This is a genomic window from Paenibacillus sp. FSL K6-1330 (assembly GCF_037976825.1).
In the GTDB taxonomy this organism is placed as follows: Bacteria; Bacillota; Bacilli; order Paenibacillales; family Paenibacillaceae; genus Paenibacillus_AQ.
Map to the genome: position 1 here is coordinate 2590673 of NZ_CP150269.1, position 22713 is coordinate 2613385.

Here is a 22713-nt window from a genome sequence, read left to right on the forward strand (position 1 = left end):
CTTGACGAGATAGCTCGCCTTATGAAAAAAACGTTACAAATAAAGAAATGGCAGTACAGAGGAGAACATCCCTGAACCGTCATTTCTTTGTTTTGGTCTATTGCCGCCTTCTTCAGCAGGTTATGGGTGAGCGAAAGCCACCCGACCTCTGGGCGCACTTTGGACAAGCGCCAGGTCATTGACGTCAAGTGCGGTGCATCTTTCTGTAAAAATCACTGCTATCCAGCGTGATTGCCTTTATACTGGAAACTGAAAGAGTACCATACTTGGTACCGGCGTCGGAGCGGGTGCCGTGGTGGACGGCAAGCTGATCCATGGCCTGTCCCAATGGGACATATTATTGTTCGCCTCCGGAGGACACCTACGAAGGCACGTGTCCGTACCATAAGGATTGTCTTGAGGGCTTGGCAGCCGGCCCGTCGCTCGGTAGACGCTGGGGCATGGCCGGCGCGGCATGCCTATCCCTTGGTCGCTTGATGGATAAAGGATTTTTCCCTTTATATAAACGCCTATAAAATTTGGATTGTTCTACAATTGACTTAGGCAGAAGTTCGGGTATACCATACTATGGTAGATTGCCCGATGATGTTGTATCCACTTCATAGTTTCACAAGGAGTAATCATTATGACAATAAAGGCTATATTGATCGGCGCCGGTGTCCGCGGTGCGAACGTTTACGCACCTTATGCCAGGAATCACCCGGATCAATTGCAGTTTGTCGCAGTAGCAGAACCGGATCCGATACGAAGATCTTCGTTTGCGATGCAGTACCATATACCGGATGACCAGATCTACGAGGATTGGCGCGATGTGCTTCAGAAGCCTAGGTTTGCTGATGCTGTTTGGATCTGTACCCAAGATCGTATGCATTATGATGTTGCCATGCTTGCTCTTCGGCAAGGGTATCACGTCCTGCTTGAGAAGCCTATTTCCCCTTCCCCGCTGGAATGCCTGGAGCTGGAGGAGACGGCCCGAAAGAGCAACCGTTTACTGACTATCTGCCATGTTCTTCGATATACCCCATTTTGGTCCGGCATTCACCGGATTATTGAACGGGGCGATATCGGCAGGGTGGTGGATATTCAACTCAGAGAAAATATTGGATACGCGCATATGGCCCACAGCTATGTTCGCGGCAATTGGAATAATACAGCTTCGGCGAGTCCGATGATTTTGGCCAAGTCCTGCCATGACCTGGATTTGATCTCTTGGCTGATGGGGCAGGACTGCGTACGCCTTACTTCTTTCGGATCGCTGTTTCACTTTACCAAAGACCAGGCGCCGGAGGGGGCGACGGAGCGTTGCTCTAGCGGCTGCCCGCATCTGAAGGATTGTTGTTATGTGGATCTCCGCTACTATATGGGAGAAGGCCGGCGGAGAGCCAAGCATTTTTCGGACGATCTGTCCGATGCAATGATTCGGAGACAGCTGCCGAATACGCCGTACGGGCGCTGCGTCTATCACTGTGACAATGACGTCGTCGATCATCAAAACGTCAACATGCAGTTCCAGAACGGCGCAACGGCATCATTCTCGTTGTCCGCGTTTACGCATGACAGCTCCCGCACGGTTCAGATTTCAGGGACGCGCGGCGAGATCCGGGGGAATATGGCAAGACAGGAGTTTACGGTATATTCCTTCGTGGATGGCGGGCGCACGGAGATCCGGGTTGAAGACGAGGGCCGCGAAGGAACCGATTCGATGCTGAACGAGTTTTGCGAGCAGGTCAACTGCTTTACGGGCAGTTCCTTAACCTCGGCATCGGCTTCGATTCAGAGTCACATGATGGCATTTGCGGCAGAGGAATCCCGCTTGAATGAAGGGCAGTGCATTGAGTTAGGAAAGTTGATTACCAATTACAGAGAGGAAGCCAGCATTTTCCGAAACTCGAATGAAAACGGCGTCAATCGTTACTGCACCGTATGAAGACGAGGGGTGCTCCAGAGTCAAACCATGACTTTTGGACATCCCCATTTTTGGTCTGGCTGCCCATTAAGGGATTGACATTCGGATTTGCTTGGATTAATATGGCTTAAATATTACGAACACTTAGAAAAGCGATGAAGAGAAGAGTAGTTAAGATACGTTGTTTGCAGAGAGCTCCTGCCTGGTGAGAATGGAGCAGCAATATTCTTAATGAACAAAGACTCGGAGCTGCGTATGGAATTGGGCGGTTTGCTCAAGGATGTTACGCCGGGACTCTCCCGTTACAGAGATAGGGTATAAGCATCGTGATGCCGTACCTGAAGAGGTGAAGATGGCGACAAATTCACAAACCGGGGTGGTACCACGAAGCGTTTATAAAGCTCTCGTCCTCAAGATGACAATCTTGCGGATGGGAGCTTTTTTTGGTTGATACTAAAAGTAAAGGCAGGGGATCAGAATGCATTGGTCAGAATAATGGGCAGATCAGTTAATCGAGAGGTTTCCTGACAAACCGACTCTGGTATGCGCAGCCGGCATCAGCCCTTCCGGGGCTGTGCATATCGGCAATTTCCGGGAGATCGTAACGGTCCATTTTGTGGCAAGAGCGCTGGAAAAGAGGGGCAGGGACGTTCGTTTTATTTTTTCATGGGATGACTTCGATCGGTTCAGGAAGGTTCCCGCGGGGCTGGATCCGGCGTTTGAAAAGTTTATTGGCATGCCGTACGTCGAGGTTCCTTGTCCGTTCGGATGCCATTCTTCCTATGCGGCGCATTATGAGCAGGAGTTTGAGGCTTCCCTGGCGGCATTCGGGATCCAGCCCGAATTTATATATCAAAGCCGGGAATATCAGTCTGGACGATATCATCCGTTCATTCTGCATGCGATCAAGCACAGGGCCGAGATTTATAATATACTGCATGCCTTCAAAACGGGCGGAGCCCATGAGTATGAGCGAAATAGTTACTATCCTGTAAACGTGTATTGTCAGGTATGCAGAAGGGATACCACCGTCATACAACACTTCGACGAACCCGGAGAGAGCCTGACCTATGCCTGCCAATGCGGGCATCAAGCCACCTTGCCGATCCTTCGGGCAAACAATATCAAGTTGCAGTGGAAAATCGATTGGCCCATGCGCTGGAAGATGGAATGCGTGTCGTTTGAACCCGGGGGCAGAGACCACTCATCTGAAACGGGCAGTTATAACGTAGCCAAGGTCATTTCGGAGAGAATTTTCGGGAATCCGCCACCTTCGTATGCAGCCTATGAGTTTATTCGGATCAAGGGGAATCAGGCCAAAATGTCCAGCTCGACCGGAACCAATTACACCCCAGGCGATCTGCTGAAAATATACCCGCCTGAAATCATCCTGTATATGTTCGCGAAATATCAGCCGGATGCTTCCTTCCATATTGGACTTGATGAAGACGTGATCCGCAATTACACCGAATATGAACGATATCGGAATCAAGATGGTTCCAAGCACATGAGCGGCGATATTCAAGCAACGCTGGAACTTTCCGGGACAGACGGAAAACCGGGGCCGACTCCGAAATTCGGCCAGATCTCCGGCATACTGCCGCTCGTGGATTTTGACCGGCAGCTTCTGCAGGAGGTTTTGCACCGAGTGGGCGAAAAGGTTGAGCCGGAGCTGCTTGAACCCATTGCACGGCGAGCTGAGCATTGGATCAAATACCATTATCCGCAAAAGCAAATCTCCGTGAACGAAGAACAGGACCATGAGCTGTACGGGACGCTGGATTCAGTGGAGAAGCAATGGCTTCATCACTTTTGCGATCTGTTGAAGGATGATAAGCTCGATGATGCCAGCCGACTGGAGAAGATTTATGCGATCTGCCATCATGATGACAGCAAGACGGTGAGGAAAAATCAGAAGAGGTTGTTCGGTCTCATCTACCAGTTTGTCCTTCACCGCCATGAAGGTCCCCGTCTCCCGATCTTGATCCAAGTTGTCGGTGTACATCGACTGCTCGCTCTGCTGGATTTTCGGGAATGACACTTGGGTCAGCGGTCGGATGGATATATTCCAAAGTTAAAAACGCCCCTGTTTAACATTGGGCGTTTTTTCCTATAGAGTTCAGACCATCTCTCTCAGAATGCTTTGGCTGCTTTTTTCCAGCGTCATAGGAAACATTTTCACTTTCCCGGGCGATAAGGCTAGAACCTCTTCATATGCGGCGGCAGATGCATAGACCAGATCAGATTCCTCGATCCGTTGCAGTAGGTCCTCCCGATTATCCAGTCCAGCCAAGCTGGCGTAGACCCCTTCAATACCGGCTTCTTCCATGCGGCTGGCCATCCACTGTGCACCTGCCTTACCCAAGCAGACAAAGCTGATATTACTTCCTGGTGTAAGCCGGGCAATATCAAGTAGGACCGACGTTTCCGCATTCGCGCCAATGACGGATACTTTTTTGTCGCTGCATAGGGCCTTTACTTCGTTATCGTGGTTTAATGTCGTGATTATGAGGTTTGAGTACTCCAGTGCCTCGAATAAGGCTTGTTTTCCCGTCAACAGATCCTCCAGAAATACCGTTTTCACTTCGGCACCCGTCATTTGCTCAATCGCTTTCTGATAAAAGGGATAATCATGTTCTTTACATTCGATGAACAAAATCCGCTGTTTCGTGTTCAGGACAGGCTCCTGCAGCAGCGTATAGGCGAGGGATGCGGCAAAGAACTCGCTCGCGGGGATGTTAACGGAGCTAAGCTCCTCCGTCGTTCGCTTTACCAGCTCATGCATGAGCTTTCTGCGAGTTCTGAGCTCTTCTACCTGTGCGTTGTTTAATACCTGCGTACCTTTACCCTTATGCATCGAGACGATCCCCTCATCCTTCAACTGGTTGTAGACCAGATTTACGGTATTGCGGTTCAGTCCCAGCAGATCCGCCAGCGCACCGGCCGGAGGCAGCATATCAAAGGGTTCGATCTGTCCAATCCCAATCAACCACTTTAATTGCTCTTTGACCTGTGTGCTGACATTAAGGGTGGCGTGCGGGTCGACTCGAAGCATGAGTTTATGCGGCATAACGAAACCTTCTTTCCTAGTCAACTAGTAATTTAACTTTACATAATTATTTGTCAATTATCAAGAAAAGTATTGACATATATGGCTGTAAGTCATTATCTTATATATAACTAAATAACTAGTTAATTATGAATATCGGAGGGTTACAATGAAGGATCAGGCAGCAGCATATGTACAAAAAATGAAAGGTGGGGCTAGAAGTCCGTTGACCGTCCGTCCCATGAATATTGCCATTGGTTTTATCGGCGGCGCTATTTCCATCGGGTTATTAGCTCTTCTGACGTCGCTTGCAGAGAGTATTTGGATCATGGCACCTTTTGGTGCGAGCTGTGTGCTTGCGTTTGCGGTTTGGGATGCGCCGCTATCACAGCCAAGGAACCTCATTGGAGGGCATCTGATTTCCACTTTCACGGGACTTGTAACGCTTGAGGTTCTGGGGGACGGAATCTGGGCTATGGCCATTGGTGTGGGAGCGGCGATCAGCTTGATGGGCATAACCAAGACGACCCACCCTCCGGCTGGTGCAGATCCCTTGGTTGTCATTATGGCTGGCAGCGGCTGGTCATTCTTATTTACGCCGGTGCTTGCCGGCTCGGTCATGATCGTGGTTGTGGCTCTGCTCGTCAATAATGCGGTAAAGGAGCGAAGATATCCGACATTTTGGTGGTGAAGGCAGTTTTTTCTTTGATGAATAAACGGTAATCATGGTAATATCTTCAATCTTATATCGTCAACAACAGACTCGGATCTACAAGGGACCGGGTCTAATTTATGTTGTTTGGCCGCGGATCTGAAATTTCCCAAACTAATTTATATACCACGATGCGAGGGAATCCAAACCGAAATCATAAAAAATAGGAGATACTTACCACTTGATCCCGGGTGTCAAATCTATAGAATATTACACAATCCCGGTACAGGACTCTATTCTTATTTTGTATAAAAGGTTAATATTGCCAAACCTTTACAGAATGCGGTTCTCAGCCGTTTTTTTATACGACTTTGGTATCAAATTTGTAATAACTATGGATAATGATGTAAAAATGACCGGAACTTTAGCAATTTTTCTGCGTTTAACCTTATGATTCACGAAAATTTTCTGAAAATCTTCGTCATCTCGCTGCGTTCCTCTGATGGACTGAAGTCGTGCGGTTCCAGCCTTATCGGGCTGCGATGCTTTCACTGCACACAACTAAACATCAGACTGTGAAGTTGTCAAATGACAGGGACGAGGAGGCAGCGGAACGCTTTATCGGGGGAAAAATGTGGAAGAGGTTTGTTTTACTTCTTTTTGACTACTATCGATATTGGAAAAGTTGGTAAAGAAGGAATATGGTATCGGGAAAGCATCGGCTATACAATGACGAGTATGGCTCAGTCGTCATATGTCGGTGCAGCAACAAGCATGTCATAGAAAGGGCAGGTGAGCAACGAAGACGATGAGCAGGCGAAAATGGTGGGTGATCGCAGCACTTTGCACAATAGTGCTTCTCTGCGGTGCTGCTGTAATTCAAGGATATCTACGGCCGTCATTAAAAACGTATGCGGATGCGGACGGCGTGAAAATGAAATTCAAAACAGAGGGAACCTCCTTTCTGGAATATGAGGATGACGAAGTTTGGAAAGAGGTTTTTGCCAAAGGCGTGAATCTTGGGGCAACCGTACCTGGACATTATCCCGGTGAGCTTCCGGCAACGGAGGAGGATTACCTTCGCTGGTTTAAACAGATTGATGACATGGGAGCGAATGTAATCAGGGTCTACACCGTGCATAATCCGGTCTTTTATTCTGCATTGGTGAAATATAACCGGGATAAAGGCGATGACCCCTTGTACTTCATGCAGGGCATTTGGTCACCGGAGGAGCAGCTAATCGAGCGTAAGGATGCGTATGACGAAGAAATCATCCAGACGTTCAAAGCGGAGATATCGAAGGCTGTTGCTGCTGTCTACGGTGATATCAACGTTGAGCCGAAGCATGGACAGTCGAGTGGCAAATATAAGGTCAATGCAGGCAAGTACCTAATGGCCTGGCATGTGGGAACCGAATGGGACCCTGCCATGGTCGATAACACTAACACGGTACATAAGGATGTTCCTCAGTATGAGGGGTCCTATTTCTCGGGGACGAAGGACGCAAGTCCCTTCGAGAATTGGCTGGCATCTTTATTGGACTATACAGCTGCCGAGGAGCAGAAGTATGGGTGGCAGCATCCGATGACATTTACCAATTGGGTCACAACCGATGTGCTTGAGCATCCGGGGGAACCGCTGTTTGAGGAAGACCTGGTGTCTGTCGATGCGAGGCATGTAGAACCGGTGAACTGGGATGCAGGATATTTTGCCGCATACCATGTGTATCCGTACTATCCGGATTTTTTCCGTACGGACAAAACATTACAGACCATTCCCGATGGGGATGGGGGGTACAACACGTACAAAGCCTACTTGCGAAAATTGAAGGCAGCGTTCGAGGATATGCCGATTATGGTCACCGAATACGGCGTACCGTCATCCATCGGTATTTCACACCATGGTCCTGGAGGTAAGGATCAAGGGGGACACGACGAAGCTGAGCAAGGCTCGGTTAACGTCTCGCTGACCCAGGATATCTACGACGAAGGTTATTCCGGGGCCATCTTGTTCATGTGGCAGGACGAATGGTTCAAGAAGACATGGAATACGATGCCTTTTGAAATACCGGCAGACCGCCGGGCATTCTGGTTGAATGTGCTGACGAATGAGAAGATGTTCGGCGTTCTTGCCATGCAGCCGGGCAAGGCAGAGCAGATCACGATCGACGGAGATCTCAGCGATTGGGATAAGGTCCCCGAAGGGGAAGTCAAGACCTGGTCCGGAACAGCTCCGGGCGTCAAGAGCATGAAGCTGACACATGATGAGGCCTATCTGTATATCGGGATGGAACTGGAAGAAGCATTTGATCCCGAACGTTCCAAGCTCTTTATCGGTGCAGACACGATCCCTGGCGGCGACATTCCCAAGAAAGAGCTGGCTGGACGAACGCTCAAAGGCGGGGCTTTGGAAACTTTAATTCAGTTAGGCCAAGAGGATGAGTCCCAGGTCACCATAGCACCATCATACGATTTCCACAGCCGGTTGTACGGTAAGGAGGGATATTGGATGCTGCCAGGTGAGGAAGCCAAGGGGACCAAGGATGATCCTGTAGTGCCTGGAGGTTCGTTTCATTCCTGGAAGCTGGCCATCAGCCTGCTGATGAATCCGCCGGATACCCGCTTCTCCCATCCGTTTGTGGATGAGAGAGTGGGGATGCTGAAACGGGGGACCAGTGATCCGCAATCTCCGAATTTTAATTCTCTTACAGCCTGGCAGTATCAAGACAGATTCGTTGAGATGAGAATCCCTTGGATGCTGCTCGGATTCGGGGATCCGAGTTCGCTGCAGGTGCTGGATTACAGTCCGCTTCAAGACAAGCGTACATTCAGCACGATCACAGCGGAAGGGATCCGGCTGGCTCCGTGGATCGCACAGCGATCTAAGAACAACGGGGATTCAGCGTCAGGATCGGCGGAATCCATCAACCTGGAGGAGATCGAACCCTATACTTGGGAGCTGTGGGAAGCAACCAAGTACAGTGAACGATTAAAACAAAGCTATTATGATATGCAGGACATATTCACCCGTCTGCCTGAAACGGAGCGGGAACCAGATGCTAAATAAAAGGAGGAGCCATCGGATATGTTTTCAAATTTAGAAATGGCATACGTCTTCGCCTATGTATGTCTCGGCCTTATTGCAGCCGGCATTATCCTGTTGTTCCAAATGAAGATCAAGCACAATGCCATACAAAGAGAAACGGAACGCTTAACAGAAAAACATCATGATTATTTTGTGTATGTGCAGAGTCATCTGCATGACGATACGACGCTGGAGCTTCCGCCGGGCAAATTGACATCGGCAGAGCGCCGAGTCATTCAAGCCAAGTTTATCGAGTGGATCGAGCAATTCAAAGGGGACGCCAGAGAGAAGCTCCTGCGCTTATGCCGGGAAGCTGGATTTGTAGAAGAGGAGATTCGGGCATTATCCAGCCTGGGAAAAGACCGCCGTATTGAAGCGGTCTACCGCCTTGGGGGGATGCGTGCGGAAGAGGCTGTGCCGCAGCTTCAGCATCTGATGAACCGTACGAAATATGGTCCGATGACCATCATCATTGCACGGGCGATTGCCAAAAGCGCAGTTCAGTCACAGCAGATTCGAGAAATGTTGTCCAAGCTGCTGTCCTACGATAAAGCCATTCATCATATGGCTGCTGATATTTTGCTTGAAACCCGGCTGGATTCGGCCAGCCTTATGCGCAAGCTCTTGGATGATCCCGATCCTGGACTGGTCAAGGTTTCGCTTGTAGCCATGTGGGGGCAGGCCATTCCGGCTGTCGTGCCGGCACTCGATCGATTGGTCGGATCCGAGGAAAAGGATGTGCGTGCGGAGGCGGTCAAGCTGTATCTTGGCTCCTACCCGGCCCTGAAGGATGATACCATTGCGGAGCTCATGAATGATCATGAGTGGGAAGTACGCGCAGCAGCGGCAAAAGCGCTGGGACGGCTTCATGCCGCAGGCAGCATTCCGATTCTGGCTTCCGCCTTGAAGGACGAGAATTGGCATGTGCGCAACAACAGCGCGGAGAGCCTGGCCATGTTGGGAGAACAAGGCTTCGAGACATTGTGCCAAGCCGCGTTGACAGGAGAAGGTCCGGCCAGGGAAACGGCCTTGTACCGGATCGAACGGATCATGTCCAACGAAGTCGAATACGAGCAAGTTGAACAAATGGTGGCCTTTAATAAAAAGAAACTGGTGTACGATCGTTATTTCGGTGTTCAAACGAACAAACGGATCGGCACAGTTGCAGGAGTAGGAGGAGATTACACTGCTTAGAGATATCCTGCTCACTTACGGTATGGTGGCGATATATTACGTCATGATCGTTAGCGCGCTTTATTTTGTAATTCTGATGTTTTCTTTCAGAAATATTAAAGATATTTTCAGACGCGCGACGTATTCCAAATACAATACGCTCTCGGGTTCGGAACTGGTTCCATCGGTATCTTTGCTGGTTCCGGCCTATAACGAAGAGCTGACCATTGCGGAGAATGTCCGCTGTCTGATGACGCTGAACTATCCAACCTACGAGGTCATCGTCATCAATGACGGATCCTCCGACGAGACGCTGAAGGTGCTGATTGAGGAGTACGGTTTGACACTGCTGCCCAATCCGGAGGTCCGCGGCAACATCAATACGAACAAGGTTCGCGGCATTTATTATAATCCGCAGTACCCGCAGCTTTACCTCATTGACAAAGAGAACGGCGGTAAGGCGGATTCATTGAACGCGGGCATTAACCTGTCCCGTTATCCGCTGATTTCTTCCATCGATGCCGATTCATTGCTGGAGAAGGATGCGCTGATTCGGATGGCCCGCATGTATATGGAGAATCCCGAGGAAACGGTGGCCATCGGCGGGGATGTTCGAATCGCCAATGGCTGCGTGATTGAGAACGGAGAGGTTAAGGACGTATCCTTGCCGCGCCGGATATGGCCGATGTTCCAATCAATCGAATATATGAAAGCTTTCCTGGGAGGACGAATCGGGTGGAGTCATTTCAACGGACTCATCATCGTATCGGGAGCCTTCGGCTTGTTCCGCAAAGATTATGTCATTGCGGTGGGCGGCTATCGGGGAGGTTACCCCGGGGAAGATATGAACATCATTATCAAGCTGCACCGCTATATGCTGGAAAATAAAATCAAATATCGCGTTTCCTTTTGCCCGGAAGCGGTGTGCTGGACGCAAGCGCCGGACAGCTACAATATTTTGTCCAATCAGCGCAAGCGCTGGGGACGGGGAAACTTGAAGAACATGATCGAGAACCGCGATATGGTGTTCAATCCGAAATATAAAGTCATGGGCTTGTTGACGATGCCCTACAACGTTATTTTTGAAGCGCTAAACCCTTACTTCAGAATTACGGGCCTTCTGGCTCTGCTTGGATATGTTTTGCTGGATATGACAAATTGGCATGTGCTGGTCGTGTTTGGACTCGTCAATTTTTTAAGTGGGTACCTGCTCAGCGTGGGCGCTCTCATCCTGGAGGAGATGGCCTTCCGCCGGTATACCAAATTGTCCGATCTGGTGAAGATGCTCCTCTTCTCGGCACTCAAATTCGTGGGTTACCACCAGTTAGGTGTGCTGTGGAGAGTGCAGGGGCATATTCAATATCTGCAAAACAACAATTCATGGGGTACCATGACCCGGCAGAGCTGGAAAGATAAGAACAAGGCTGCCTGACTTCAAGGCCCGGTTCATATGTAACAGCATCAAAATATAAAGAGAGGTGGGACCTACAGTTATGTCTCAATCCGCAACATTGCAACGCGTGCAGGCCGTTGATTTTTACGGCCGCCTGGAGGAGGAAGTGAGAAACCATAGCCATGGGACAGCATTGCTGTTTCTGTACTGTGCAGGCAATCCGTCCGAGACGGAGGCTGGGCTGGCGGAGGTTCAAAACTTTGTGGACCAGTTGTCCGGCGTGAATGGTGAGGTACTGCAAGACACCAATACCGGTGTATTGGCTGTTACCTTGCCTGGATATTCGCTGGATGCCGCCCATTATCAGGCGCTGCTCCTGAAGCAGCATCTGCAAGGCCGTTTGGAGCAAGCAGATCCGCGTATTACGCTTGCAGCGCTTACCGAAGCGCCGTCAGCGTTGACGCTGAAGCAGATGGCGGAAGCGGCCAAGCTCAGCACCTCTTCGGATATTCATATATTTACGCAGGAGGAAGCAGACAGCGGTCAAAACCGCATTCTCATCGTGGATCAAGATGCCACGGTGAGGGAGTTTTTACAGATCCGCTTGACCATGCAAGGTTATGAAACACTTGAAGCGGTAGATGGTCTGGAGGCACTGGATCTTATCCCGAAATGGGAGCCGGATCTTGTGCTGACCGAGCTCAATCTGCATGGCATCGATGGACTGCCTTTCATTCATCATATCCAGCAGCTGGATGTGAAGGAACCGCCGAAAATTGTGGTATTAACCGAAAAACGTGTGGAGCAAACGATCAGCCAATGCTTCCAAAACGGGGTGGATGATTACGTAACCAAACCGTTCTCGCCGGTGGAGCTGGATGCCCGCATCCGCCGCTGCCTTCATTAAACACATCGTTATTAACGCTTTTAGTTTGATCAGAATTGATGAATGATACGTGATTACTTGAGCTGAGAGGTTCTTTAATCGCAAGGAGAGAGTTCAACAAAACGAGGTCTGTCTTTTGGCGAATGGGCAAAAGAAATAGACAAATAGACTATACATCCGATGGAGGTTGAATACTTGTGAATGAGGAATATGAAACTTTATTGAGTGCCATTGAGAATAAGAAAGCCGTTCTGGGTGTTGTGGGACTGGGCTATGTAGGATTGCCGCTGGCTGTAGAAATGGTAAAACAGGGATTCACGGTCATCGGTATCGATCTGGATTCTGACAAAATTGACCGGATTTACCGCGGCGAGTCCTATATTACGGACATCTCGTCCGAAGAGCTTGCGGCATGCATGGAAACCGGACGCTTTAAGCCGACAACGGATTACAGCATGATTGCTGTGATTGACGCGGTCAGCATCTGCGTGCCAACGCCGCTCAGTGAGAATCAGGACCCGGATACTTCCTACATTACAATGGTAGTCGATCAGCTCAAGCGCTTTATGAAGCCTAATCTGTTAATTACGCTGGAAAGCACGACTTATCCGGGAACCACGGAGGAGCTGATTCAACAGCCGATTGAGAAGCTCGGTTATAAGGTTGGCCAAAACTTTTATTTGTGCTTCTCGCCGGAACGGGTCGATCCCTCCAACAGCCGGTTCAATACACGGAATACGCCGAAGGTCATCGGCGGAACGACGGAAGCCTGCCTAAAGCTGGGCGAAGCGTTGTACAAGCAATACGTGGAGACGGTGGTACCCGTCAGCAACCCGAAAGTGGCGGAAATGTCCAAGCTGTTGGAGAATACGTTCCGCAGCGTGAATATTGCCTTTGTCAACGAGATGGCCATGATGTGTGACCGCATGGGCATTGATGTATGGGAAGTGATCAATGCAGCGGCAACCAAGCCGTTCGGATTCATGCCGTTCTATCCGGGACCGGGCATCGGCGGCCATTGCATCCCGCTGGATCCCATGTATCTGTCCTGGAAGGCCAAGGGTTTTCGCTTCTATAGCAAATTCATTGAGCTGGCACAGTCCACCAACGATAATATGCCTTACTACGTGATCAACAAGACGGCTACGATTCTGAATGAATATGCCAAATCGATCAAGCGCTCCAATATCCTGCTGTTAGGCATGGCTTACAAACCGGATATCAGCGATTTGCGTGAGTCTCCGGGTCTTGAAGTATATGAACAGTTCAAGGAAAATGGTGCCTATGTGGATTATTACGATCCGTATGCCCACAGTTTTGTGGATAAGCAAGGCGGGACGATTCACAGCGTGGAGTATGATCTTGCGAAATTCAGCCGTTACGATTGCATCGTCCTCATTACAAACCACAGCAATCTGGATTATCATTCAATCGCTTCGACCGGCGTGCCGATCTTAGATACGCGAAATGCATTTAAAGCATTCGCCGAACCTCATATTTACAAGATCGGCCATTCTGTTCAGCATGTAGCTGAGCCGGGTGAGGCTGTCTTGATCTAATGAAATGGACGAGAAGAATGAGGCCTATACACGCAAAAGCGAAGTGGATCATCCTGGTTGCCGGCATCTGTCTTTTGCTGCTGATCCTTTTTCTTCTCCCGTCAGGCAAGGTGAATCAGAACAAGGCTACATGGCTGTGGGATGCAAGTCTGATCCGAAGTGAAACGGAGGAGATTGTAGCCTTTAGCGGCAGGGAAGGCATTACAACGATCTTTTTGCAGATTCAACAAGAGGTGACGGACGAGGAGTACCGCCATTTTGTGGCCGCAGCACATCAGCAGGGCATCAGTGTTCACGCCTTGAACGGTCAGCCGGATTGGGCTTATGAAGAAGGCCGGCGAAAAGGGATGGAGCTGCTGACCTGGCTGGAAGCGTACAATCGTACGGCTGCGCCTGAGGAGAAATTCGAGGGCGTGCAGTTTGATGTCGAGCCTTATGTGCTCCGGAGATGGGGCCGCGAACAGGCACAGGTGGTGGAAGAATGGAGCGCGAACATGGAGGTTTGGGTGCAGGAGGCGAAGCGTCAGGGGCTCTCGTTCAGTGCCGCCGTTCCATTCTGGCTGGACTCGATACCCGGACCTCGGGGCGCGGATGCCGACTCGTTCAGCCGCTGGATGATCCAGAATACGGACGCGATTGCCGTGATGGCGTACCGGGACAGCGGGGAGCAGATGTATGAGTTGTCCAAGGAAGAGCTGGAGCAGGCGGATGAACTCGGCAAGTCCGTCTGGATCGGCATGGAGCTCGGAGATACGGAGGAAGGCGAGCATCTGACCTTCTTTGCCAAGAGCGAACAGGAGATGGAGGACGAAGCCCTGCGTGCCGCCAAACTTGGCAGCGACCATTCCTCCTTTGCGGGAATGGCCGTCCATCACTACCAAGCTTGGGTTCATAAACGAACCGCGATGGCTGGGGAAGAGCCTTGATTTGCATGAGATTTCATTACGATTTCCAGGTTAAATGGTAACAGCATGAACAACATGAATCATTCACTATTCAACATACCTTCGAAGGTCTTTATAGACTTTCGGAGGTATTTTTTTGTCTGATAGAAGATGAGGCCCCGGTTGAATCGGAAATTGTTTAGAAATTGTATAGAACTGAATTCTATAATGTGAATCATCAAGCGGCAAGGGGTAAGAGTCGGTTTTGAAAAAACATGGGACAACGGATTACATAAGCTGGACGACCGGGGTTCGTTATTGTAATTCAAAGATATGAAAATGATGAAAATCTATGAATTTTTCAAAAAAGTTATAGCAATTATGATACGTTGGTGATATATTCTATTGGTTTATTCAGGAAGGGCTTTAAGAAAAACCCTGTTTGAAATTTAAAAGGAGTATACAGATGAAAAGAGATTCTAGTAAAACCCGAAAGTTATACATACTTACCAGAATGACCGGACTGTTGTTAACCCTGGCGTTATTGGGTGGTTGCGGTCTTTTTGGAGGTAAGCAAGCTCCCGGCGATGAAGCGGGCGGTTCGACAGCGGCTGTTCAAAAAGTAGAACGGTATACAGGAGAGAAGAGTAGGGAAATCCCGTTTGTTTATACGGCCAAGAAAGAATTAGCGCTTACCTTTAACGGCATGGGCGATAAAGCGACCATGATGGCCCTGATCGATGAGCTGGATGCGTACGGAATCAAGGCGACCTTCTTTCTTCCGGGCATCCGAGTGGCGGAGGAACCGGACATCGCGGATGCCATTTTGTCCAGAGGTCATGAAATTGAGAACAATACGCTCAATCAGCTCGATATGAATCAGCTTGATTACGATCAGATCTATAAGGAGATCAAGCTTGCGAACGATGTCATTGAGCGGGAAACGGGCGTCCAGCCCCGCTATGTTCGGACACGCTCCGGCGATTATCCGGAAGAAGTGCCACTGGCAGCCGCGCATCTCGGGATGAAGGCTGTTGTAAGTTATAACATCAATCCTAAGGACCGCAACATGCAGAGTGCTGAAGAGATTGGAGAGTATGTGACCAGGTTCATCTCCAGAGGCGGCATTATTTCCATGAATACCGACGTCAATCCGGAAGTGATATCTTCTATTAAATACATCGCCCAGGCAGTGGACGATATCGGATATCGATTGGTCACGCTGGATGAGCTGGTGCGAAATGGCGGCGAGCGAAAACCGCTCGAGTTAATTCCGGGATACGACGCTGCGAGAATGAACCCGGATTATGAACAGGCGAAATATGAACTGGTTTATAAAGTCAATACGAACAAAAAAGAAATTGCCCTGACGTTTGATGATTTCGGTAGTGATAAAACGGTTACCCGCATCCTTGATATTTTGGCGGAGCATGACGTGAAAGCCACCTTCTTCCTGCGGGCCAAAGGAGTGGAAAGCAACCCGAATTTGGCGCGGGCGATGGTGGAAGGCGGACATGATGTGGCTAATCATTCCTACAGTCATCCCGTCGTGACATCGCTAACGCCCGAAGAGCTACAGAAGGATGTCGTCAAGGCCCACCAGGTCATTACGGAGGCCATACAGCAGCAGCCTGTCATGCTGTTTCGTCCGCCGACCGGCGTGGTTGATGATGAACGGGCCAAAGCGCTGGCGGCTACCGGTTACCCGGTCATTGCGATGTATGATGTGACGACGCTGGATTGGGATGTTTCCAATAGTGCCGACGATATTGTGAACGGGGTAATGACAAAGACACAACGGGGAAGCGTCATTTTGCTGCATATGCTGGATGACATTCATACCATTGAAGCTCTGCCAAGTGTGCTGGAAGGGCTGAAGAATAAAGGAAATACGTTTGTAAAAATGGCGGACATGATGCAGCTGCAGGACAAAGCCGCAATGGAGATGGAATAATATGGAATTATATGAAAATATGCTGGACCGCGTAGACAGACTGGCGGTCGTCGGTCTTGGATATGTAGGCCTGCCGCTGGCGGTCGCATTCTCAAGAAAGCTGGATGTCATCGGCTTCGATCTGAGCGAGGCCAAGGTGCAGCAGTATCGCAGCGGATTCGATGCTACCGGTGAGATCGGAGATGCTTTGCTTACGAACTGCACGGCTGCCTTCACTTCGGATCCGGACAAGCTTAAGGAGGCTCGCTGCTTTATTGTGGCCGTTCCGACACCCGTGAAAAGCGGAAATGTCCCGGACCTGAAATTCGTGCGCAATGCCAGCCGGTTGGTCGGCCGCGCATTGACCCGGGGAGCGGTTGTTGTGTATGAGTCAACGGTATATCCGGGCGTTACGGAGGAAGTGTGCATTCCGATTCTCGAAGAGGAGTCCGGCCTGCGCCTGGGCGAAGATTTCAAGGTGGGGTATTCCCCGGAACGGATCAATCCCGGAGACCAGGTGCACCGGCTCGAGACCATCGTGAAAATTGTGTCCGGCAATGATCCGGAGGCGCTGGAAACGGTTGCCAGTCTATATGAGCTGATCATTGATGCGGGGGTCCATCGGGCGGAAAGCATCCGGGTTGCGGAAGCGGCCAAGGTTATCGAGAATGCCCAGCGCGATATCAATATCGCCTTCATGAACGAGCTCTCCATGCTGTTCAATCAGATGGATATCGATACGAATGCCGTGCTGCGGGCGGCGGAGACGAAGTGGAATTTCCTCCCGTTCCGGCCGGGGCTCGTTGGCGGGCATTGCATCGGAATTGATCCTTATTATCTGACATATAAGGCCGAGGATACGGGATATCATTCCAAGATTATTTTGGCCGGGCGGCATATCAATGATGGAATGGGGAAATACATCGCCCAGCATGTCATTAAACTTGCGGTTCGCCATGGTATTGATCTGATGAGGGCGAAGGTGGCGGTAATGGGTCTGGCCTTTAAGGAGGACTGCCGGGATATCCGCAACTCCAAGGTCATCGATATTATCCGGGAGCTGCAGGACTACGGGATCCAGCCGATGGTGGCGGACCCGCACGTGGACCGACATCAGGCATATGAGGAATATGGTATCGAGCTGTCGGACATGAGTGAACTGAGAGACATCCAGATTGCGGTGGTCGCTGTTGCTCACCGGGAGTTCAAGCAGCTTGGGGTTGCCGAATTCAAGGACATGTTTAGCTCTGCAGAGGCGAAGCTTCTGATCGACGTGAAGGGAGCTTATCCAAAAACCGAATATGAAGCGAATGGCTTTCATTATTGGAGTTTGTAGATAACGATGGGAGAAAGCAATGAGGATTATAAAAAGAAAGCAACCGAAGATCACCAAGGAAGTTCTTGCGGTTCCGCGTACAGATAGACGTACTCTTTCCTATGTACCCGATCCGGAGCAGATCCGTTTGAACGCGGACCGAAGAGGCAACCGAGCACAGCAGCCTGGGGATGATGTGTCCAGCTCTGAATATTTAAATAAGCTGCGTATGCTCAGCTTGCGTTATGAAGCGGAATTCGAAGTATGGATCGTTCCCAAGGGGAAAAAGAAAAAAGCAGGAATTAAGGGACAGGCTGCCGATATTTCGGCCACCGGCCTGCTGCTCAGGCTGCCGGACGACGCTTCTGGCCTTGAAGTGGGTGACACAGTGAAGGCCCGATTCCGTATCCCGCCGGGCTCCATGCCCGAGGGTTTCGAATCGGCCGTAAGGATGGATGCAAGCGTCGTTCGTCGGGCCACGAATTCGGCAGAATCCGGTGAAGAGCATATGCTGGCCTTAGAATTTGAGAAGCCGCTGACGGAATATTTTCAGCGCAAACGATGGGGCTATTCCGTGTATTCTGCCAGCGCCTTGATGTTCATGGCGGTGCTCTTCATCATACTGATGCGGGCCGAGAGCATTATTTATTTCAAATACAACATGGTGCTGTATTTGTACAGCTTAATCGCAGCTCTGTTTCTGCTGACACGCTACCTGTTCGGGGCGTTATATCGCGATGTGCCGATCAATCCGGATTATACACCGGGGGTTTCGATTATCATCCCCTGCTTCAATGAAGCGGATTGGATCAAACGTACGATTCTCAGCTGTATTAATCAGGACTATCCGGTAGATAAGCTGGAGGTCATTGTCGTTGATGACCGATCGACAGACCAATCGGTACAGCAGATCAAGGATATGATTGAAGTGATTCACTCCGAGGCGGAGCGTTACGCTACCCGCGAACGCTTGTCCTATACGGTGCTGCCGGAGAATGCGGGCAAGCGGGTCGCGCTTGTCAAAGGTGTGGAGATGGCGAAGCATGATTTGGTGGTCTTCGTGGATTCCGACAGCTTTCTGGACCCGATGGCGATTCGCCACCTCGTTCAGCCTTTTCAGGACCCTAAGATGGGTGGCGTTGCCGGCCGAACGGACGTCGAGAATAAATATACCAATAACATGACGAAGCTGCAGACGGTCCGTTATTATATTGCATTCCGGATCATGAAAGCGGCAGAGTCTTGGTTTGACAGCGTGACCTGCCTGTCGGGCCCGTTATCCTGCTATCGGAAAGAGCTCATCATGCAGCATGCGGACGCCTGGCTGAACCAGAAGTTTTTGGGCAGACCCGCCACCTTCGGGGATGACCGAAGCATGACAAACTTTATTTTGAAAACACATCGTACCGGTTACCAGGATTCCGCCATATGCTCGACAATTGTCCCTTCACAGATGAAGGTGTTCCTGAAGCAGCAGATGCGCTGGAAGCGCTCCTGGCTGCGCGAGTCGCTCCGGGCCGGAAGTTTTATTTGGCGCAAAGAGCCGTTTATGGCATTGTTTTTCTACATAGGCCTGATCGTGCCGATTGCCGCGCCTGTCGTGGTTGCCTATAACTTGATGTACGTGCCGATCGTTCATGGCATTTTCCCAGGGACTTTCCTGATGGGCTTGCTGCTGATGGCGCTGCTGATGAGTCTTGCCCACCTGCTGTTTCGCAAGAGCAGGCTCTGGGTGTTCGGCTTCGTGTTCTGTCTGTTCTATGAATTTGTCCTGTTATGGCAGATGCCGGTGGCCTGGTTTACCTTCTGGAAGTCGACATGGGGGACCCGGGAAACGCCGCAAGATATTGAAGCGAGAGAGAAGAAGGAAGCTCGCAAGCGCAAAGGCAAAAAATTCGGATTACCGTTCTGATCGTGTCAAAGCGGTTGAAGTGAGGATGACAAATGGGTAAAAAACGAAATGCAGCCCTCAATGTTCAGCGAAAAAATCGCCGCAAAATCATCAAAGTTACGGCACAGGTTGTTGTATTGGCCGTAGTTGTCGTCCTGCTGGCGAATGCAATTTTCGATTTTCGCACCTATAAGGAGCCGGACAAATCAGCCTGGCGTCAGGATCAGGGCTTTATTGCGCTATCCTATTTTGGAGTCGGTCGCACCGGGACATCCAAGCTCGTATCCAAGAGCCAGCTGGACGCCCAGCTGAGGGCTTTATATGAACAGGGCTACACTACGATTTCGCAGCAAGATATTATGGATTATTATCGTAATGGCAAGAAGCTGCCGGATAAAGCGCTGTACCTGTCCTTTGAAGACGGACGGAATGACTCCGCGCTGTTTGCGCAGCCGCTTCTGGAGAAATACAACTATAAGGCCACCTTCCTGTCCTATGCCAACAAAATGGGCAACAGTGAACGGAAATTTCTGCAGCCGAAGGATATGCTGAAGATGACCCGCACCGGTTATTGGGAGCTTGGGACCAACGGCAACCGGCTGACTTATATTAATATTTTTGATCATGAAGGCCGTTATATCGGCGTTAAGGACGAAAGCGAACTGACCAGCAAATCCAACGTGGAGTATTACAACCACTATTTGATGGATTTCATACGTGACGAGAATATGATTCCGCTCGAGAACCGCGCGGAGATGGAAGAACGGATCCAAGCGGACTATGAAGCGATGAATAAGGTTTACACGAAAGCGCTTGGTTACGTTCCAGGCACGTATATGATCATGCACGCCAATGCGCTGGGCGGAGGCATGAATCAGCTTGTAGCCAATGCCAATACGGAGCAGATTCGGCAGTTGTTTGGGATGAATTTCAACCGGGAAGGAATGGCCTTCAATTCGAAGGATAGCGATCTTTATAATCTGACTCGAGTCCAGCCTGCTCCTTACTGGTCTACCAATCACCTGTTGATGAAGCTGCACAAGGACCAAAGACAACCTATGCAGTTTGTGCGAGGGGACAAGCAGCAGGCCGATAAGTGGGAGCTGCTTGGCGGAGCGGCTGAATTTGCGGATAACCGTTTCGTGATCACATCGCCTCCGGCCCAGGCAGGGATCGTTTATTTGAAGGGCAGCGAAGAGTCTGACATAACCGTCTCGGCGAAGGCACTCGGTAATGTTGTAGGACGGCAGTCCATCTATGTCCGTTACGACCGGACGAAGGGCTCTTACTTAAGGCTTCTTCTGGAGAACAATAACGTGGTGGTAGAACAGAAGAGAGCGGGTCAAGCACCCGAGGAGCTGTTCACCTATACCTTGCCGAAGGTCGAGTGGGGGGAAGAGGACCTGCAATTCGATAAGGCATCGGTATATACCAAGGAGCAGACGCAGTCCGGAGACCGGGATGATGAGAATGAGTATCCGGTCAACATACTTGGCAACCGTTGGCTGGAGATTTCGGTGAAAGGCCATTCCCTGTCCGTGAGTGTCGATCAACAGTTGATTCTGGATCAGCAGTCTGTGGATGTTTCGATTGGTGCAGGGGGCGTGGCGTTTGAATCGCAATATCATGAGCAGAATGAGAAAGATGATATTTATGACGCTGTTTTTGAAGATGTCACCATTAAATCCGAGCCTGCGAGCGGTGATATGAAGCTGCTGTTTACGAACAAGCCGTCCGGACTGACCGGTGTCCTGACAGGCGTGCAGAGAAGTTTGAGCCGGGCGGTTGACTGGGCTGTGGAGACTTTTTAAAATTCGGATGGCGTAGGACGTGAACAAGAATGAAGAATCGCAGGAGGAAATGGGCAGGAGCTCTGGTCCTGATGGCTTTGTGTGCTGCTGTCTCTTTCTGGTGGCTGCGCACCGAAGAGCAGGAGAAAGCGCTGCAGGTTCAGTTACCGCAAACGGGAGTGAAGCTGTCTGCCTGGATTACGGATTGGCAGTGGAGGACGGGCATTACGGATCTGAAGCAGCTTGGTAGTGAGTTTGAAGAAATTCATTTTTTTGCAGCTTACTTCAATCATAAAGATGAACTCCATTTTACTTCGGATTTTCGGGAGGGGCTGCCTGAGTTTCTGGAGATTTCCCGGAAAGGGAAACAGCTTCGCCGGGTACTGACCATCGTAAACGATCGCTTTGATACCGATGGGACGGCGGACCAGAAGGATCCAGAGCTCATCTCCCGGATCGTGGCTACTCCGGAAAGCCGCAGCCTGCATATCGGGCATATTCTGGCTGTGGTATCCCAGCATGGCTTTAGCGGTGTGGAACTGGATTACGAGAAGGTACGCAAGGAAGATTGGGCGAATCTTTCCACTCTGTACAAGGAGCTGTATGAACGTTTACAAGCGGAGGGTTTCTCTCTTCGAATCGTGCTGGAGCCGGGGATATCCCAGTCATCCTTTGAGCTGTTGCCCGCAGGTCCTGATTATGTCCTGATGGCATATAACTTGTACGGAGGGCATAGCGGACCGGGGCCAAAGGCGGATCACGCCATGATAAGGAAGCTGGCAGATAAACTGCAGGGGATTCCGGGAGACCATGCCATCGCATTGTCGGTTGGCGGGTTTGACTGGGCTAATAACGGCAAGGTTGTGTCTTTAACGGAAAAGCGTGCGGTGGAACTGGCGCATTCCATCTCGGACAATCCGAAGCGGGACCCGTCAAGCGGTGCCCTGTATTTTGAATATACGGACGACCAAGGTTTCGGCCATACCGTATGGTATGCAGATGGAATGACCATTGCCGGCTGGATGGATACGGCGAGAGACGCGGGTATATCGAAGATTGCGATCTGGCGGCTTGGGGATATGGAAGAGGATACGTTGCAACAGTTGAAAGCTTATCATCAGCAATCCCAACATAAGTGAATGTATACGAAAAGAAAGGACATCCCATGGCTTCAAGAAGCCGCTCGGGGTGTCCTTT

The 22713-nt window shown here is 50.3% G+C and carries 15 protein-coding genes, 1 pseudogene and 1 other annotated feature; of the genes and pseudogenes, 15 read left to right on the plus strand and 1 reads right to left on the minus strand.

Features of this window, described 5'->3' with window-relative positions; all coding sequences use genetic code 11:
• Nucleotides 1-265: 265 nt before the first annotated feature.
• The 3 genes and pseudogenes from NYE54_RS11655 to lysS all read left to right on the plus strand — a co-directional run.
• Nucleotides 266-449, plus strand: a pseudogene (locus NYE54_RS11655) (ROK family protein); the annotation flags it as partial.
• A 173-nt stretch (nucleotides 450-622) separates the two neighbouring features.
• On the plus strand, nucleotides 623-1927 hold the full coding sequence (locus NYE54_RS11660; RefSeq protein WP_339273467.1) for a Gfo/Idh/MocA family oxidoreductase: 1305 nt from the start codon (nucleotides 623-625) through the stop codon (nucleotides 1925-1927).
• A gap of 125 nt (nucleotides 1928-2052) precedes the next feature.
• Nucleotides 2053-2321: a binding site (T-box leader), on the plus strand.
• Nucleotides 2322-2417: 96 nt separating this feature from the next.
• On the plus strand, nucleotides 2418-3944 hold the full coding sequence (lysS, locus tag NYE54_RS11665) for a lysine--tRNA ligase (protein ID WP_339273469.1): 1527 nt from the start codon (nucleotides 2418-2420) through the stop codon (nucleotides 3942-3944).
• Nucleotides 3945-4025: 81 nt separating this feature from the next.
• Here the strand turns inward: lysS and NYE54_RS11670 are convergent, their stop codons facing one another.
• On the minus strand, nucleotides 4026-4976 hold the full coding sequence (locus tag NYE54_RS11670; protein WP_339272068.1) for a GntR family transcriptional regulator: 951 nt from the start codon (nucleotides 4974-4976) through the stop codon (nucleotides 4026-4028).
• 148 nt (nucleotides 4977-5124) lie between these two features.
• Between NYE54_RS11670 and NYE54_RS11675 the strand changes: the two genes are divergently transcribed.
• From NYE54_RS11675 to NYE54_RS11730, 12 genes are all read left to right on the plus strand, one after another.
• On the plus strand, nucleotides 5125-5646 hold the full coding sequence (locus NYE54_RS11675) for an HPP family protein (RefSeq protein WP_215156132.1): 522 nt from the start codon (nucleotides 5125-5127) through the stop codon (nucleotides 5644-5646).
• A gap of 769 nt (nucleotides 5647-6415) precedes the next feature.
• Nucleotides 6416-8674, plus strand: coding sequence for a hypothetical protein (locus NYE54_RS11680; RefSeq protein ID WP_339272069.1), 2259 nt, complete (start codon nucleotides 6416-6418; stop codon nucleotides 8672-8674).
• Nucleotides 8675-8692: 18 nt separating this feature from the next.
• Complete coding sequence (locus NYE54_RS11685; protein WP_339272070.1) at nucleotides 8693-9886, plus strand: HEAT repeat domain-containing protein; 1194 nt, start codon at nucleotides 8693-8695, stop codon at nucleotides 9884-9886.
• A gap of 43 nt (nucleotides 9887-9929) precedes the next feature.
• Complete coding sequence (locus tag NYE54_RS11690) at nucleotides 9930-11297, plus strand: glycosyltransferase (RefSeq protein WP_244878917.1); 1368 nt, start codon at nucleotides 9930-9932, stop codon at nucleotides 11295-11297.
• A gap of 61 nt (nucleotides 11298-11358) precedes the next feature.
• Nucleotides 11359-12165, plus strand: a complete 807-nt coding sequence (locus NYE54_RS11695; RefSeq protein WP_098742905.1) for a response regulator transcription factor — start codon at nucleotides 11359-11361, stop codon at nucleotides 12163-12165.
• A 176-nt stretch (nucleotides 12166-12341) separates the two neighbouring features.
• Nucleotides 12342-13703: a nucleotide sugar dehydrogenase gene (locus NYE54_RS11700; protein ID WP_339272071.1), complete on the plus strand. Its 1362-nt coding sequence runs from the start codon at nucleotides 12342-12344 to the stop codon at nucleotides 13701-13703.
• A 17-nt stretch (nucleotides 13704-13720) separates the two neighbouring features.
• Nucleotides 13721-14629 (plus strand): hypothetical protein, encoded by a 909-nt coding sequence (locus NYE54_RS11705; RefSeq protein WP_339272072.1) that lies wholly within the window; start codon nucleotides 13721-13723, stop codon nucleotides 14627-14629.
• A gap of 424 nt (nucleotides 14630-15053) precedes the next feature.
• Entirely contained in the window at nucleotides 15054-16541 is a 1488-nt protein-coding gene (locus NYE54_RS11710) for a polysaccharide deacetylase family protein (protein WP_339272073.1), read from the plus strand.
• Between the two features lies 1 nt (nucleotide 16542).
• Complete coding sequence (locus NYE54_RS11715; RefSeq protein ID WP_339272074.1) at nucleotides 16543-17856, plus strand: nucleotide sugar dehydrogenase; 1314 nt, start codon at nucleotides 16543-16545, stop codon at nucleotides 17854-17856.
• A 19-nt stretch (nucleotides 17857-17875) separates the two neighbouring features.
• On the plus strand, nucleotides 17876-19747 hold the full coding sequence (locus tag NYE54_RS11720; protein ID WP_339272075.1) for a glycosyltransferase: 1872 nt from the start codon (nucleotides 17876-17878) through the stop codon (nucleotides 19745-19747).
• Nucleotides 19748-19779: 32 nt separating this feature from the next.
• Entirely contained in the window at nucleotides 19780-21537 is a 1758-nt protein-coding gene (locus NYE54_RS11725) for a polysaccharide deacetylase family protein (protein WP_339272076.1), read from the plus strand.
• A gap of 29 nt (nucleotides 21538-21566) precedes the next feature.
• Nucleotides 21567-22655: a glycosyl hydrolase family 18 protein gene (locus NYE54_RS11730; RefSeq protein ID WP_339272077.1), complete on the plus strand. Its 1089-nt coding sequence runs from the start codon at nucleotides 21567-21569 to the stop codon at nucleotides 22653-22655.
• Nucleotides 22656-22713 lie beyond the last annotated feature (58 nt).

What these genes read in the sequence shown, in the direction of transcription:
- NYE54_RS11730 (WP_339272077.1), top strand. Translation starts at nt 21,567, where the DNA reads ATGAAGAATCGCAGGAGGAAATGGGCAGGAGCTCTGGTCCTGATGGCT.
- NYE54_RS11705 (WP_339272072.1), top strand. Translation starts at nt 13,721, where the DNA reads ATGAGGCCTATACACGCAAAAGCGAAGTGGATCATCCTGGTTGCCGGC.
- NYE54_RS11675 (WP_215156132.1), top strand. Translation starts at nt 5,125, where the DNA reads ATGAAGGATCAGGCAGCAGCATATGTACAAAAAATGAAAGGTGGGGCT.
- NYE54_RS11725 (WP_339272076.1), top strand. Translation starts at nt 19,780, where the DNA reads ATGGGTAAAAAACGAAATGCAGCCCTCAATGTTCAGCGAAAAAATCGC.
- NYE54_RS11710 (WP_339272073.1), top strand. Translation starts at nt 15,054, where the DNA reads ATGAAAAGAGATTCTAGTAAAACCCGAAAGTTATACATACTTACCAGA.
- NYE54_RS11690 (WP_244878917.1), top strand. Translation starts at nt 9,930, where the DNA reads ATGATCGTTAGCGCGCTTTATTTTGTAATTCTGATGTTTTCTTTCAGA.
- NYE54_RS11670 (WP_339272068.1), bottom strand. Translation starts at nt 4,976, where the DNA reads ATGCCGCATAAACTCATGCTTCGAGTCGACCCGCACGCCACCCTTAAT.
- NYE54_RS11720 (WP_339272075.1), top strand. Translation starts at nt 17,876, where the DNA reads ATGAGGATTATAAAAAGAAAGCAACCGAAGATCACCAAGGAAGTTCTT.
- NYE54_RS11715 (WP_339272074.1), top strand. Translation starts at nt 16,543, where the DNA reads ATGGAATTATATGAAAATATGCTGGACCGCGTAGACAGACTGGCGGTC.
- NYE54_RS11685 (WP_339272070.1), top strand. Translation starts at nt 8,693, where the DNA reads ATGTTTTCAAATTTAGAAATGGCATACGTCTTCGCCTATGTATGTCTC.
- NYE54_RS11695 (WP_098742905.1), top strand. Translation starts at nt 11,359, where the DNA reads ATGTCTCAATCCGCAACATTGCAACGCGTGCAGGCCGTTGATTTTTAC.
- NYE54_RS11680 (WP_339272069.1), top strand. Translation starts at nt 6,416, where the DNA reads ATGAGCAGGCGAAAATGGTGGGTGATCGCAGCACTTTGCACAATAGTG.